This window comes from Mycetocola zhujimingii, from assembly GCF_003065425.1.
In the GTDB taxonomy this organism is placed as follows: Bacteria; Actinomycetota; Actinomycetes; order Actinomycetales; family Microbacteriaceae; genus Mycetocola_A; species Mycetocola_A zhujimingii.
Window position 1 is genome coordinate 2,329,243 of the sequence record NZ_CP026949.1, and the last position, 15,233, is coordinate 2,344,475.

At 65.1% G+C, this 15,233-nt stretch carries 13 protein-coding genes; 3 read left to right on the plus strand and 10 right to left on the minus strand.

All coding sequences use genetic code 11. The features are described from left to right. The first annotated feature begins 43 nt into the window (after window positions 1–43). Window positions 44–463: a hypothetical protein gene (locus tag C3E77_RS11140; RefSeq protein WP_108391694.1), complete on the plus strand. Its 420-nt coding sequence runs from the start codon at window positions 44–46 to the stop codon at window positions 461–463. Between the two features lie 65 nt (window positions 464–528). On the opposite strand, the gene C3E77_RS11145 is transcribed toward C3E77_RS11140, so the two are convergent. Together C3E77_RS11145 and C3E77_RS11150 are read right to left on the minus strand one after the other, a co-directional pair. Beyond that, window positions 529–1,743 (minus strand): NADP-dependent isocitrate dehydrogenase, encoded by a 1,215-nt coding sequence (locus tag C3E77_RS11145; RefSeq protein WP_108391695.1) that lies wholly within the window; start codon window positions 1,741–1,743, stop codon window positions 529–531. 97 nt (window positions 1,744–1,840) lie between these two features. Next, entirely contained in the window at window positions 1,841–3,025 is a 1,185-nt protein-coding gene (locus C3E77_RS11150) for a PucR family transcriptional regulator (protein WP_108391696.1), read from the minus strand. A gap of 173 nt (window positions 3,026–3,198) precedes the next feature. Between C3E77_RS11150 and C3E77_RS11155 the strand changes: the two genes are divergently transcribed. Both C3E77_RS11155 and C3E77_RS11160 read left to right on the plus strand, forming a co-directional pair. After that, window positions 3,199–3,648, plus strand: a complete 450-nt coding sequence (locus C3E77_RS11155) for a GNAT family N-acetyltransferase (RefSeq protein ID WP_108391697.1) — start codon at window positions 3,199–3,201, stop codon at window positions 3,646–3,648. A 3-nt stretch (window positions 3,649–3,651) separates the two neighbouring features. Further along, window positions 3,652–3,963, plus strand: a complete 312-nt coding sequence (locus C3E77_RS11160) for an MGMT family protein (protein WP_108391698.1) — start codon at window positions 3,652–3,654, stop codon at window positions 3,961–3,963. A 73-nt stretch (window positions 3,964–4,036) separates the two neighbouring features. Here C3E77_RS11160 and C3E77_RS11165 read toward each other — a convergent pair whose 3' ends face one another. The 8 genes from C3E77_RS11165 to sucC all read right to left on the minus strand — a co-directional run bounded on the left by C3E77_RS11165 (window position 4,037) and on the right by sucC (window position 15,068). Beyond that, window positions 4,037–5,854 (minus strand): ABC transporter ATP-binding protein, encoded by a 1,818-nt coding sequence (locus C3E77_RS11165; RefSeq protein ID WP_108391699.1) that lies wholly within the window; start codon window positions 5,852–5,854, stop codon window positions 4,037–4,039. Further along, complete coding sequence (locus tag C3E77_RS11170) at window positions 5,851–7,740, minus strand: ABC transporter ATP-binding protein (protein ID WP_108391700.1); 1,890 nt, start codon at window positions 7,738–7,740, stop codon at window positions 5,851–5,853. Before C3E77_RS11170 ends, C3E77_RS11165 begins: the two co-directional genes overlap by 4 nt. Window positions 7,741–8,092: 352 nt before the next feature. Next, entirely contained in the window at window positions 8,093–9,304 is a 1,212-nt protein-coding gene (gene ddaH, locus C3E77_RS15765) for a dimethylargininase (protein WP_108391701.1), read from the minus strand. A 57-nt stretch (window positions 9,305–9,361) separates the two neighbouring features. After that, window positions 9,362–10,954, minus strand: a complete 1,593-nt coding sequence (purH, locus tag C3E77_RS11180; RefSeq protein ID WP_108391702.1) for a bifunctional phosphoribosylaminoimidazolecarboxamide formyltransferase/IMP cyclohydrolase — start codon at window positions 10,952–10,954, stop codon at window positions 9,362–9,364. Window positions 10,955–11,005: 51 nt separating this feature from the next. Beyond that, a complete protein-coding gene (gene purN / locus C3E77_RS11185; RefSeq protein WP_108391703.1) occupies window positions 11,006–11,587 on the minus strand; it encodes a phosphoribosylglycinamide formyltransferase in 582 nt (193 codons plus the stop codon). Window positions 11,588–11,630: 43 nt separating this feature from the next. Next, window positions 11,631–12,893: a cell division protein PerM gene (locus tag C3E77_RS11190; RefSeq protein WP_162924986.1), complete on the minus strand. Its 1,263-nt coding sequence runs from the start codon at window positions 12,891–12,893 to the stop codon at window positions 11,631–11,633. A 107-nt stretch (window positions 12,894–13,000) separates the two neighbouring features. Next, complete coding sequence (gene sucD, locus C3E77_RS11195) at window positions 13,001–13,888, minus strand: succinate--CoA ligase subunit alpha (RefSeq protein WP_108391705.1); 888 nt, start codon at window positions 13,886–13,888, stop codon at window positions 13,001–13,003. Window positions 13,889–13,904: 16 nt separating this feature from the next. Then, complete coding sequence (sucC, locus tag C3E77_RS11200; protein ID WP_108391706.1) at window positions 13,905–15,068, minus strand: ADP-forming succinate--CoA ligase subunit beta; 1,164 nt, start codon at window positions 15,066–15,068, stop codon at window positions 13,905–13,907. Window positions 15,069–15,233 lie beyond the last annotated feature (165 nt).

The following is a 15,233-nucleotide window of genomic DNA, read 5'->3' on the forward strand; positions in this document are numbered from 1 at the left end:
TCACTCATCGCTCTCACCCAGCACTTTCTTTCAGGGGGAACTTGTGTCCAGGAACCGAACAACCAGCGCGGCAACGATCGGCATCATTGCCGTAGCGGGCCTTTTCCTCACCGGGTGCGCTGGTGGGCAGTCGAAGGCGGAGGCCTGCTCGATCGTGCAGACAACACTCGAGGATGCACAGACCGAACTCACCGACAGTGTTTCATCGTTCGGGAACGACCCGGTCGCCGGCGCTGAAGCCGTGACCGAGCTCTCGGAGACCTTCTCGGAGGCGAACGACAAGATCACCAACGAAGACGTCAAGCCGGAAAGCACCAAGGCCACAGAGGCGCTCAGCGGTTTCGCGGAGCAAATGGAAATCGCGGCCGCCGACCCCGATAACGCGGACCAGACGGCGCTCACCGATGCCATTACCGAGGTCCAGACCACGTTCGGCGACCTGCAGACCGTCTGCCAGGGCTAACACCCGCAGCACAACGAAAACGCTCCCCGATCCTGTGGATCGGGGAGCGTTTTCGTGTTGGGGGTTTAGCCCAGGCGGGTCTTGAGGTTCGCCGTGATCTCAGCGAGGAATTCCTCGGTGGTCTGGTACGGCTGCTCCGGGCCGACGAGGAGCGCGAGGTCCTTCGTCATCTTGCCCGACTCGACGGTCTTGATGACGACGTCCTCGAGGGTCGACGCGAACTCGATCAGCGCGTCGTTGCCGTCGAGCTTGCCGCGGTGCGAGAGCCCGCGGGTCCAGGCGAAGATCGACGCGATCGGGTTGGTCGACGTCGGCTTGCCCTGCTGGTGCATGCGGTAGTGACGCGTCACGGTTCCGTGTGCAGCCTCGGCCTCGACGACCTTTCCGTCCGGGGTCGCGAGAACGCTGGTCATGAGACCGAGCGATCCGAAGCCCTGCGCGACGGTGTCTGACTGGACGTCGCCGTCGTAGTTCTTGCAGGCCCAGACGTATCCGCCCTCCCACTTCATGGCGGATGCCACCATGTCGTCGATGAGGCGGTGCTCGTAGGTCAGTCCAGCGGCCTCGAACTGCTCCTTGAACTCGGCGTCGAAGATCTCCTGGAAGATGTCCTTGAACCGGCCGTCGTATGCCTTGAGGATGGTGTTCTTCGTGGAGAGGTACACCGGGTAGTTACGGGTGAGACCGTAGTTGAGGCTCGCACGCGCGAAGTCGCGGATGGACGCATCGAGGTTGTACTGAACCTGAGCGATGCCGTCGCTCGGCGACTGGTAGACCTCGAACTTCTGCGGCTCTGATCCGTCCTCGGGCGTGAACTCGACCGTGAGTGTTCCCTTGCCCTTGAAGAGGAAGTCGGTGGCGCGGTACTGGTCACCGAAAGCGTGACGACCGATGATGATCGGCTTGTTCCAGCCCGGCACGAGACGCGGGATGTTGGAGATGATGATCGGCTCACGGAAGATCACGCCGCCGAGGATGTTACGGATCGTTCCGTTGGGGCTCTTCCACATCTTCTTGAGGCCGAATTCCTCAACGCGAGCCTCATCGGGGGTGATCGTCGCGCACTGGACGCCGACGCCGTGCTTCTGGATGGCGTGAGCAGCATCGATGGTGATCTGGTCATCCGTCTCGTCACGCTTCTGGATGCCGAGGTCGTAGTACTCGAGGTTCACATCGAGGTACGGGTGAATCAGGGTGTCCTTGATGGACTGCCAGATGATGCGGGTCATCTCGTCGCCATCGAGTTCGACGACAGTGCCTTCAACCTTAATTTTTGACAATAGAAAGCTCCTAGCTTGTGGGGCCTTACCGACCGTCGTCCAGCTTACCTGAGAGCCGCAACTATCTTGATATCGAGAGATTTCCGGATGCCGGCGATCAGCTCGCAAGGCGCAGCGCGCACTGCACGGTGAACGCGTTCCGTGGGGCAGTGACGTCGAAGCCCAGCACCTCGGACACCCGGGCCAGCCGGTACCTGATCGTGTTGGCGTGCACGTCGAGCGCTCGGGCGCAGCCCTCGATCGAACGGCCACTGTCGAGGTAGATGGCGATGGTCTCGAGCCAGTCGCTCGCGCCGTCCTGCAGCGGGACCAGGACACGCTGCAGGAGCGCCGTACGGGCGTCTGAATCGCCGTTGAGTACGCGCTCCGGCAGGAGCTGGTCAGCGCCGACGATCGTCGGCACCTGCAGCCAGGTGTGAACGACCCGCGCACCGGAGACCGCGGCCCGCGCGCTCGTCGCCGCGTCGGCCATCGAACCAACCACATCCCCGAGAACCGTGGTCTCCGACAGCGTCGCCGCGACGATGTCCCTGGCTATCTGCTGAACGCGGCCGATGGCATCCGTGTCATCGCTCTGCGCCTCGTTCGCCTCGTGCCCGCCCGCCGCCGCGACCGGCAACGACAGGACGAGGATAAAGCGCTCGTTGCGCATACCGGCAAGAGCATCGGCACCGGCCGCCCAGACCGCGCGGCGAAGCCGGTCTTCATCGACGGTGTCGCCGACGGCGCCGACCACGACGACGCTCGCTCCGCCCCCGCGCCAGCCGACAGCACCGAGCCGGTCGGCGAGATCGGCGACCCCTCGCCCGGAGAGAACCGAATCAATGGCCAGCTGCTCGAGTCGCGGGTCCCACAATCCTGGCGACGCACGGGAGACCGCGTAGATCTCGGCGGCTTCGAACGCCAGCTGACGAGAGAAGTCGAGGCTGGCTTCGCGATACGCGGCAGCTTCTGGGCCGACCAGGCTGTCTTCGACAACGGCGACGGACACCCGGATCAGCTGCAGGGTCTGCTCGAGGCTGATCGAACGGACAAGCTCGGCCGGCGCTTCGCCGAACACGCGCGGGACAGCAGAGGGATCCGGGTGCGAGCAGTAGGAGACGAATGCCTCGACGAGCGACCTGGTGATTTCTTCGATCGCTGCCCGCCTGGCGGCCGGGAGCACCTGGAACCAGGGCAGTTGGCTGTCCATCCGTGCCAGGACCCGCGCCAGCAGTTCGCGACCGGTGAGCGTTTGACCCCCGGTCTCCGATGGACTCGAGTGCGATGACACTGACGACATTTCCCACCTCCGCAGTCGATGGTACGCGCCGAACAGGTCGCGGAGGCACCGGGGTCGACGCGGGATTGCAGCTCGGGCGGTGGGTGAAATACCCGGGTTAACGGTTCCTGAACTTAACGCTCAGTGACGTTCCCGGCTACCCGAGACCTGACGGTTCCGGCTAGCCTTGCAGCATGCCTGAACTGAGACTCGTCGAACTGTCCGCCTCTACGATCGTCGCTGTCAACACGCTGACTCTCAAGCCGGGACAGGAACAATTTGTTGCTCCGGTCTCCTATTCCGTCGCCGCCGCCGTGCTCGATCCGGCCACAACCTGGCAGCGGGTCATCCTCGACGGTGACGAGGTCGTTGGCTTTGTCCAGGCCAACTTCGACCCCGATGGCGAAGACGAATTCCGCTCCATCCTCTGGCGAATCAACGTCGATGCTGATGACCAGGGTCGCGGCGTCGGCACCTTCGCTGTCGAGGCGCTCAGCGCCGAGGCCGCGAAGCGCGGATTCGATCACGTCAACGTGATCTACGAACCCGGCGAGCTCGGACCTGAGGCATTCTTCCGCCACGTCGGATTCGAACCGGTCAGCGAGACCCAGTACGGCGAGACAGTCGGCGTCCGCAAGCTCTAGAACATGGCAGGCGCACGGCCAGAAGTACGGGACGAGGTCGCGATAGTCCTCGACATCGTCGAGTCCATCCCGCCCGGTCGCGTCATGAGTTACGGGCAGGTCGCCGCGACGTTCGGTTCGCGTTCCGCCCGCGGCGTCGGTCGCATCATGGCCATGTACGGCAGCGATGTCCCGTGGTGGCGTGTCGTCCGCGCGGGCGGCCTTCCACCCCAGGCGCACGAGGAAGAGGCACTCGTTCACTACGAGGCCGAGGGAACCCCGCTGCAGACGCGCGCGAACGGCGGCTACCGCGTCGCGGCATCCGCGTTCGTCTGAGAACAGCGGATGCTGTCGCCAGGCTCACAGGACATCCAGCCACGCGGCTAAACCAGCGAGTCCGGCGACGCGGCTAAACCAGCGACTCCCGCCACGCCGCGTGCAACTGGGCAAACCGGCCGGTGCCCGAGATCAGCTCAGAGGGGCTGCCGTCCTCCACGATCTTCCCGTGCTCCATCACGAGCACGCGGTCCGCGATCGCCACCGTCGACAGGCGGTGAGCGATGATCACCGCTGTGCGGTCGGCGAGCAGCGTTTGCAGCGCCTCCTGCACGAGGCGCTCGCTCGGAATGTCGAGGGATGCCGTCGCCTCGTCGAGGATGAGCACAGAGGGGTCGGCGAGGAACGCCCGCGCGAACGAAATCAACTGGCGCTGCCCGGCAGACACCCGGCCCCCGCGCTTGTTGACGTCGGTGTCGTACCCGTTCGGAAGGGACTCGATGAAGGTGTCAGCCCCGACGGCTCTGGCGGCAGCCTTGATCTCATCCCGGCTGGCCTCCGGCTTCCCGATCGCGATGTTGTCGGCGACGGAACCCGAGAACAGGTACGCCTCCTGGGTGACCATGACGATCGCCCGGCGCAGGTCCTTGGGGTGCAGCATCCGCAAATCGACGCCGTCCAGAGTCACGGTGCCCTCTGTCGGATCGTAGAACCGCGAGATCAGCTTGGCGAGAGTGGACTTTCCCGCTCCGGTCGAACCGACGAGCGCGATCGTCTGGCCAGCGGGCAGGTCGAGAGTGAAGTCGGGCAGCACGACGTTGTCGTCCTTGTACGCGAACCGCACACCGTCGAAGTGCACGTGTCCGCGCGCCTTCCACAGGTCGATGGGGTGCACCGGGTCAGGAACCGTCGGTTTCTCCTCGAGGACACCCGAGATCTTCTCGAGCGCGGCCGCGGCTGACTGGTAGGAGTTGTAGAACATCGCCATCTCCTCCATCGGGTCGTAGAAGCGACGCGTGTACAGCACAACGGCGAGAAGGGCGCCGATCGCAAGCGAACCATCGATGACGCGGAAGCCGCCCACGAGGAGCACGATCGCGACAGTGACGTTTCCGATGAAGACGAGACCGGGGTCGAAGACACCGAACAGCTGGATGACCCGCGCGTTGACGCTCCGGTAGTCCTCGACGAGTTCACCGAAGTGCTCCGCGTTGCGCCTCTCCTTGCGGAACGCCTTCACGGCACGGATGCCGGTCATCGTCTCGACGAACTGCACGATGACCTTCGCGGATGCCACGCGCGACTGGCGGAACAGCGCCTGAGACCGCTTCTGGAACCAGCGGGTGAGGAAGTAGAGCGGCACGAGAGAGCCAAGCAGAACCAGTCCGCTGATGCCGTCGAGCAGGAACAGCGCCACTCCAGTGAAGAGCATGTACAGGACGCCGGAGACGAGCTGGTTGATGCCCGAATCGAGGAGTTCGCGAATCGCGTCGAGGTCGCTGGTCTGCCTCGAGATGATGCGTCCGGACGTGTAGCTCTCGTGGAACTCGAGGCTGAGCTTCTGAGTCTGGAGGAACACCCGCTTGCGAAGGTCGATCAGGATCGCCTGCCCGACCCTGGCACTCAGCACGGTGTACCAGGCCATCAGGATCGCGCCGATCACACCGGTGAACAGGTACAGACCGACGATGACGAACGCGGGCATCCAGTCGTTCGACTCGAGAACAGCCGGAAGACCCCTGTCGATGCCGAACGCGATGAGCGCGGGGCCGGCGACCTGGGCCGCGACCGAGACGACGACAACGAGCATCGTCAGCACAAGGCGCAGCTTGAGCGGCGCGAGCAGCGAGCCGAGCAGCCTCAGCGACCTCCGCCGGATCTGCGCGCTCTCCTTCTTCGTGAAGTCGTCGCGTTCTTCACCCTCGACGCCGTCCACTGTTGCGGTGCTCACTTGCTCACCTCTTCCTGTTCCCGAACGTCCTCTGCGAGGGCGCGGTCGATCTGTTCGGCTGCCTCGCGTTTCTCTTCGTCCTCGAGGCTCGAGATCACGAACTTGTAGTGCTCGTTGGTCCTGATCAGCTCGCTGTGTCGTCCGACAGCGGTGATCCTGCCGTCCTGGAGCAGGGCGACCCTGTCGGCCAGCATGACCGTCGACGGCCGGTGGGCGACGACGAGCGCCGTCGTCGAGGCGAGGACGCGCCGGAGGGCTGCCTCCACGAGAGCCTCGGTGTCCACGTCGAGCGCGGAGAGCGGGTCATCGAGCACGAGGACCGACGGGTTCGCCGCGACCGCCCTGGCGAGAGCCAGGCGCTGTCGTTGTCCACCGGAGAGGCTGAGTCCCTCTTCGCCGACCTTCGTGTCGACTCCGTCGGGCAGGTCGCGCACGAAGCCCGCCTGCGCGATGTCGAGGGCCTCGTTCATGACGGCATCCGCTTCACGGCTGGCCGGATCGAGGTCCGCCCGTCCGAGCAGAACGTTGTCGCGAACGGATGCCGAGAACAGCGTCGCATCCTCGAAGGCCATCGCGATGTGGGTGCGGAGCTCCTCACGCCTGAGGTCCCTCACGTCGATTCCATCCAGCGTCACCCGTCCACCGGTCACGTCGTACAGACGGGCAGGCAGCGCCGTCAGTGTCGACTTTCCCGAGCCGGTCAGGCCGACGAGGGCCATGGTCTCCCCCGGTTCGAGGCTGAGGTCGACGCCGTCGATCAGGTCGGGCACGTCGGCGGGCGAATCCGGGTACCGGAAGTGGACGTCCTCGAACACGAGTCGACCTTCCGGCGCGAGGATCGTCTTCGGGTTCTCCGGGTCGGTGATCGTGTTCGCTGTGTCAAGGACCTCGAAGAACCTGTCGGTTGCCGTCCTGGTGTCGAACGTCATCGACAGCAGGAACCCGATGGATTCGATCGGGAACCGCAGCACCGTTGCGGTCGCGAAGAACGCGAACAACTGGCCGACGGTGATTTCTCCGGTCGACGCCAGCCAGATCCCGGTGAACAGGCACAGCGCAAATGCGATGTCCGGCAGCAGGAGCAGCCACAGCCAGATGCCGGCGATCGCCTTGGCCTTCTCGATCTCCGTCCCCCGCAGACTTTCCGCCTGCGACTCGAAGTTGCGGAGCGCGTACTTTCCCCGCCCGAACGCCTTCAGTACACGGATGCCGTGCACGGACTCCTCGACGGCCGTTGCGAGGTCGCCGGCCTGGTCCTGGCTTCTCCGCGCAATGATCGAGTACTTCTTCTCGAACACGAAGCCGTAGATCCACACAGGAATCGCGAGGGTGAGGAAGATGGTGCCGAGAAGCCAGTGCCAGTAGAACAGGACGGCGGCCCCGATCACGATCGTGACCATGTTGACCACGAGCAGTACGAGCCCGAACGACAGCCAGCGGCGGATGAGGTTGAGGTCGCTGATCGCGCGGGAGAGCAACTGTCCCGACTGCCAGCGGTCGTGGAACGCAACCGGCAGGTCCTGCAGCCGGGTGTACAGCGAGTTGCGCATTGCCGCCTCGACGTGGGTCCCTGGGGTCAGTACGAACCAGCGCCGCAGGGCGATGAAGACCGCCTCGAGGATTCCGAGTCCGAGCACTCCAGCAGCCGCCCACCAGAGCTGGGACGTGTCCCTCGTGGCGAGTGGGCCGTCGACGAGAGCCTCGAGCACCAGTGGGATCCCGAGGGCAACGAGGCCGGCGCCGAGGGCCGCACCCATACCGAGGTAGATCCGTGGCAACGCGGACTTGGCATAGGGGTAGATCCGCAGCAGTGAGCGGAACGTGCTCAGTGTCGAGGTGTGGTTCGATACTGGCTGGGTTTTACTGGCGTCGGTGTGACGAGCCATAGCGAGAGACTTCTCTTCCATGAAAGAGCCCGACCGGCGGGCAGAGGGAAAACATGATGTTCCCGAGAAACGAAGGTGAGAGACGGCAGATTCCCTGGCGGGACAACTGCAACGGGTCCGTCGGCCGCGACGGAAGGCTCGGCGGCGTCAGGACGTCGGATACAGAATTCGGGCCGGGACGCGCGAGCGGCGGACTCGCGAAACGCGCACCCGTGTGGCCGCCGGGCTCTGAGCCAGCGCCTTAATCGGGTACATCGTCTTAGTCGAGTACATCATCACGTCCTCCTTGCCGCAGTACAGCCCTTCAGCCTAGAACGCGTGCGCTGGCCCCGCAAGAAGTTTTTTTCCGGGCTTAGCCGACGCGCACCGACAGGCAGGTCACCGAGCCCTCGAGCTTCTCGAACTCGCTGATGTCGACGCTGACAACCGTGTAGCCCAGATCCTCGACGAGCTTCGCCGTCTTCGGCGCTGACGCTGACATCAGCACCGTGTCAGCGGACAGCGCGATCACGTTGGCGCCGGCTCTCTCCGGGACCGCCAGGAAGTGCGGGAAGAAGGCAGCGTCATCGACGAGGTCGGGGTGACCGATGATGGTGCCGTCCGGGAGCGCCGTCATCGCCGTCTTGAGGTGAAGCGCCTTCGTGACCCGGACCGCCGTGACCGTGAAACCTTCGCGGGTCGCGATCTCGCGCAACTGGCTGATGCCTTCCGCGTTGGTCCGTCCACCGCGACCGACGTAGATCCGGTCGCCGACGATGAGGACGTCGCCGCCGTCGAGCGTGCCAGGACTCATGATGCGTTCGATCCGGAGGCCCAGCGACTCAGCAGCTTCCTCGGCGGCCTCGGCCTCGTCACGGCGGCTGCTGACTCCCGAGCGCGTCACGATTGCCACCGGCCCAACAACAACCAGGGTGTCCTCAACGAAGACGGAGTCGGCGAGCTTGTCCGCGAAGGTGACCTCGCGGGTGGTCCAGCCGTTGCTTTCCAGGGCCTTCGTGTATGCGTCCCACTGCGTGTCTGCAAGCTCGGTGTCGACGGGCGTGCGCTCAATGTGGGTGACGGTGCCCTTGGCGAGGTTCGACGCGGGCATCCTGACCAGTGCGACCCGCGAGCCGGCCTTCTCCGCCGATGCATTCCACTCGATCGCCCTGTTGTAGACGGCGCGGCCGATCGTCGGTGCGATGATCGTGGCAACCACAACGTAGACGCCGTTGATGCTGACCAGAGTTCCGAAGAGGTACTCGATCACCTCACCGTTCAGGTCGAACCCGCCGGCGAGCGTCGTGATGCCCGTACCGATCAGCGCGCCGACGAGCCCGGCGAAGAGGCCGACAAGAAGCGCCGTCCACCACTGCCTCAGGGCGCCGACGATGCCGAAGACAAAGACGAGCAGGAACGCGAAGATGCTGCCGAGGAAGTAATAGTCGCTGACCTGCGTGAGCACGGCCGACTGGTACTGCTGCGAGACGAAGAACACGAACACGCTGGCAGCGTGCGTCACCACGACCGTCGTCAGTGCGGCGAGGAAGGATGAAACGAGCCTGCGGCCCCACGAAACAGTCATGGCATGAGCCTAGTGGCTCACCATGACTCCCCCTGTTCCCTGAGAAGGACCGGTCTTCTAGTGGAAGAAGTGGCGCTCTCCGGTGAAGTACATCGTGATGCCGGCAGCCTTGGCAGCCTGGATGACCTCTTCATCCCGAACCGAGCCGCCGGGTTGCACGACGGCCCGGACACCGGCATCGAGAAGCACCTGGAGTCCGTCGGCGAACGGGAAGAAGGCGTCGGATGCCGCAACCGAGCCAGCGGCCCTGTCGCCGGCGCGCGTGACCGCGAGGTGGCACGAGTCGACACGGTTGACCTGCCCCATCCCCACACCGACAGACGCACCATTCTTCGCGAGGAGTATCGCGTTCGACTTCACCGAACGGCACGCCGTCCACGCGAACGCGAGATCGGCGAGGGTCTCATCGTCGGCGGGATCGCCGGCGGCGAGGCTCCACGTGTCGGTCACGCTTCCCTCGGTCGGGAACCGGTCTGCCTGCTGCACGAGGATGCCGCCAGAGACCTGCTTCGCCTCGAGAGGTTCCGGCGCGAAGTCCGCTGGCAGCTCGAGAATGCGGAGGTTCTTCTTGGTGCGAAGCACGTCAAGTGCGTCTTCGTCGAACCCGGGCGCGACGATGACCTCCGTGAAGATCTCCTTGATGGTCTCCGCCATCTTGAGGGTCACCATCCGGTTCGCCGCGATGACGCCGCCGAACGCAGAGACCGGGTCGCACGCGTGAGCACGGGCGTGTGCAGACGCTATGGCATCCGGTGCCTTTGGCGACGCCACGGCGATTCCGCACGGGTTCGCGTGCTTGATGATGGCCACGGCAGGGACGGTGAAATCGTACGCGGCGCGCACGGCGGCATCCGCGTCGACGAAGTTGTTGTAGCTCATCTCCTTGCCGCCGAGCTGCGTCGCCTGGGCGATGCCGTGGCCACCGGCGCGCAGGTACAGCGCCGCTTCCTGGTGCGAATTTTCGCCGTAGCGGAGGACGTGGGCAAGCTCGGCCTGGATCGTCAGTGATGCACCGAAACCCTCAGCCGTGTCGGTGAACCAGCCGGCGACCGCTGTGTCGTACGCCGCCGTGTGCGAGAAGGCTCGTGCGGCGAGCTCACGACGCTGGGCAAGGGTCGTACCGCCCTTTGCGACGGCCTCAATGATCTCGCCGTAGCTGGCCGGCGACACGACGATCGCGACGTTCGGGTGGTTCTTTGCGGCGGCGCGCACCATCGCGGGTCCGCCGATGTCGATCTGCTCGACGACATCGTCGCCGACGGCCCCACTCGCAACGGTCTCAACGAACGGGTAGAGATTCACGACGACGAGTTCGAACGGTTCGACACCGAGGTCGCCGAGCTGCTGCTCGTGCGACTCGAGGCGGAGGTCGGCAAGGAGACCGGCGTGCACCGATGGGTGGAGGGTCTTCACCCGGCCGTCGAGCGACTCGGGGAACCCAGTGACAGTCGCGACATCGGTGACCGCGTAGCCGGCGTCCCTGATGGCCTGGGCTGTCGACCCTGTCGACACCATTTCGACACCGGCCTCCGCGAGCGCGCGGGCCAGGTCGATGAGGCCGGTCTTGTCGCTGACCGAGATGAGGGCGCGTGTGATGGGCACGACGTCACGGTCGCGGTACAGGCTCTTGTCGTGTGTTGGGCCGGCCATTGTGTGCTCCTTGTGGATGCCGAGTGAACGGGGGTTGAGAGGCCGGTCGCGCTAGAGGGAAGCGAGATCGAGACCGTTGGCGATGTCGAGAACCGTCTGCACGAGCAGGCGGCGTTCGACCGGTTTGATTCTGTCGTGCAGTTCCTGCTCGGTGTCGCCCGGCAGCACAGGAACGCGTTCCTGCACGATGACGGGACCCTGGTCGACGCCATTATCGACAACGATGATGGATGCCCCTGTCTCGTCGACTCCGGCGGCAAGGGCGTCGCGGACCCCGTGTGCACCCGGGAACTCGGGGAGATAGGCCGGGTGCGTGTTGATGAGGTGCGGTGCGAGCGCGTCGACGACGGTCCGCGGCAGAAGTCGCATGAACCCGCTCAGCACGACGAGGTCCGGGTTCCACACCCGGATCTGTTCGAGGAGGGCCACGCCCCATTCCTCGCGGCTGGCGAAGGAACTGAACGGAACGGTGAAGGTGGGGATCCCGAACTCTTCCGCGTGAGCGAGCCCATCTGCCTCGCGGTCTGCGCCAACGGCGACCACACGGGCGGGGAACTCAGCGTCGGCCGACGCCTCGAGAAGCGCGCGGAGATTGGATCCCGTACCCGAGATCAGCACGACGATATTCAGCACGGGCCAATCCTACAGTTGAGTCGCTTCCCGGCGGAGGAGTCGCTCAGCGCGAGGCGGTGCCTGTTCGTCTGGCGGGAACGTCGAGCTGCCCGGGATCGCTCTTGCCTGATGCCATACCGATGAGGGCGGCGATGGTGACCTCTGCAAACGCGAAAACACCGACCAGCCACGGGTTCGGGCCGACGGTCTCGAACCGGCCTGGTCCAATCGCTCCCCCGGAGAACCAGGCCAGCAGGCCGAGCCCCAGCCCGGCGACCACTCCGATTCCGACGGCCGCGATGGCAAGCCTCACGGCGAGAGGACCGCCGCGGAGGGCCCGAATGAGCTGCGGCCGAACGAGAGCGGCCGCGACGAAGCCGATGATGAAGGGAACGAGCAGCCCGAGGAAGCCGAATGGCAGATCGCCGTTCGGGACGGCACCGAAGATGGGGAAGGCGGGGATGGGCCCGACCAGCGTGTTCACCGGCGAGATCGAGCTCCCGGCACCGAGCGCGAACCCCGGGCCGATCAGCCATGACGCGACCCAGATGACGATGTTGCCCAGGAACGCCAGCTGCGCGATCGTAGCCATGATCCCGCCGGACACCCCAAGCTGGGCGCTCTGGTACAGGCTGGTGATGAGCCCGAAGTTACCGATGACGGCCACGGCGAGCAGGATCCCCGAGGCGGCGACGACACCGAGTACGGCAGCGAACCCGCCGCGGAAGGCGGCGGAGAGCACCGCAGCAGCCGTGTCGTCGAACCTGTCTGCGATGCCGGTGACCCAGGCCTTCACCCTTCCGTTGCCCATGGCATCCGCCCGGAACAGCACGCGTCTGGCGCCGATAGCGAGTCCGAGGGCGTAGATGGCGCCTGGTACCAGGAAGCTCTGCGGGAGCGACGGGTTCACCGTGGAATCGACGGCCGTGAGCGCGAGCGCTCCGGTGATCAGGACGAAGATGACGAGCGCCGAGCCCAGGGCGATCGGCCAGTACCTGCTCGCCGCAGCGCGTGAGCCCGTACGGGCACCCATGATCACGGTGAACGCGGCGACCGCGAGAGGGACGAAGCTCACGAGGAATGGTGCGGATGCCTCGGGGATGCCGATGGCTGCGACGAGCGCGCTCGGCAGGGTCACCGTGAGGTCGACGCCGTTGCCGAGCAACCAGATGTCGACGGACGCACGCCAGAAGACCAGCCAGTCGACGGAGAATCCGTAGTCGGTGGCCCAGAGCACGCTCAGCGGAACGAGGGTGACCCCGATTCCGATGGCGACGGTGATGAGTGCCTCGAGCGCGGCGAGCATGGCAAGTGTTGTGCGGTTCATTCGACTTGGAGTTTAGCCGCCGTCAGGCGGCGGTCCGTCCTGCCACGCCAGACACGACGAAGGGCGGCAGTTTCCTGCCGCCCTTCGTGTGTGCTGGTTGTGCTGGTTTACAGTCCGGCGATGATCTCGCGCATGAGGCGTGCAGCCTCTGACGGGGTCTTGCCGACCTTGACGCCGGCGGCTTCGAGAGCCTCCTGCTTGGCCGCAGCCGTTCCGGCCGAGCCGGAGACGATGGCGCCCGCGTGGCCCATGGTCTTGCCCTCGGGAGCGGTGAACCCGGCGACGTATCCGACAACGGGCTTCGTGACGTGCGCCTTGATGTAGTCAGCGGCGCGCTCTTCAGCGTCTCCACCGATCTCACCGATCATGACGATCGCCTTGGTCTCGGGGTCGGCTTCGAACGCAGCCAGTGCATCGATGTGGGTGGTGCCGATGATGGGGTCTCCACCGATGCCGATGGCCGTCGAGAAGCCGATCTCGCGCAGCTCATACATCATCTGGTAGGTCAGGGTTCCTGACTTCGAGACGAGGCCGATCGGTCCCTTTCCGGTGATGTTCGCCGGCGTGATGCCGACGAGCGCCTCTCCAGGCGTGATGATGCCTGGGCAGTTCGGGCCGATGATCCGGGTCGTGTTGCCCTTCTTCTGCGCGTACGCCCAGAACTCGGCGGAGTCCCCGACGGGGACGCCCTCGGTGATGATGACGAGCAGCGGGATCTCGGCGTCGATGGCTTCGATGACAGCGTCCTTGGTGAACGCCGGCGGCACGAAGGCGATCGACACGTCAGCGCCGGTCTTCTCCATGGCCTCAGCGACCGTGGCGAAGACGGGCAGTTCAACGTCGCCGTGAACGACGGTGGTGCCGGCCTTGCGGGCGTTGACGCCGCCGACGACGTTGGTGCCTGCCTTGAGCATCAGTGCGGTGTGCTTGGTGCCTTCGCCGCCGGTGATGCCCTGGACGATGACCTTGGAATCCTTATTGAGGAAAATTGACATTGTTTCGTTCGTCCTTTTACTTCGAAGCCAGCTCGGCGGCCTTGTCGGCGCCTTCGTCCATGGTTGCGGCGAGGGTGACCAGCGGGTGGTTGGCCTCGTTGAGGATGCGGCGGCCTTCCTCGACGTTGTTGCCGTCGAGGCGAACGACGAGGGGCTTGTTCGCGGCGGAGCCGAGTTCGGCGAGCGCGCCGACGATACCCTTCGCGACGGCGTCACACGCGGTGATGCCACCGAAGACGTTGACGAAGACGCTCTTGACCTGCGGGTCACCGAGGATGACGTCGAGGCCTGCGGCCATGACCTCAGCGGATGCTCCGCCTCCGATGTCGAGGAAGTTGGCCGGCTTCACGCCGCCGTGGTTCTCACCGGCGTATGCGACGACGTCGAGGGTCGACATGACGAGCCCTGCACCGTTTCCGATGACTCCGACTTCGCCGTCGAGCTTGACGTAGTTGAGGCCTGCAGCCTTGGCCTTCGCTTCGAGCGGGTCAGCGGCGTCCTTGTCCTCGAGCTTCGCGTGCGACGGGTGGCGGAAGTCGGCGTTCTCGTCGAGCGTGACCTTGCCGTCGAGGGCGATGATGTCGCCCTCTTCGGTGAGCACGAGCGGGTTGACCTCGACGAGCGTGGCATCCTCACTCTTGTAGACGTTGTAGAGCTTGACGAAGACGTCGGCGACCTTGTCGACGAGCTCGGCCGGGAAGTTCGCGGCAACCGCGATCTCGCGGGCCTTGGCGGTGTCGATTCCGTCGAGCGGGTTGATCTCGATGCGGGCAAGCGCTTCGGGCTTCTCGACGGCGAGAACCTCGATCTCCACTCCACCCTCGACGCTCGTGAGCGACAGGTAGGAACGGTTGGCGCGGTCGAGCAGCACCGAGAAGTAGAACTCCTGCGCGATACGGGCGCCGCCTGCGACCATGACGCGCTTGACGACGTGGCCCTTGATGTCGAGGCCGAGGATGGACTGAGCCGCCTCGAATGCCTCATCAGGAGTCTTGGCGACCTTGACGCCGCCGGCCTTGCCTCGCCCGCCGACCTTGACCTGGGCCTTCACGACGACGACGCCTCCGAGCTTCTCGGCTGCGGCGCGTACCTCCTCGGGCGTCTCTGCGACGATGCCCGGCAGGACCGGGACGTCGTATTTTTCGAACAGGTCTCGTGCCTGGTATTCGTAAAGATCCACGTGGATTTCCGTTCTGCTTGATGCATTTCTGATGTGCGCAGTTGCTGGCCGTCCCGCGTCAAGTATCTCGACGCCGAGAGAAATGCCGTTACCACTCTACTTCGTCTCATTCGAGCGTACCGGCTCACCGTTCTCGGTGGGCGGCGGGGAGTGTGGGCTACGGTG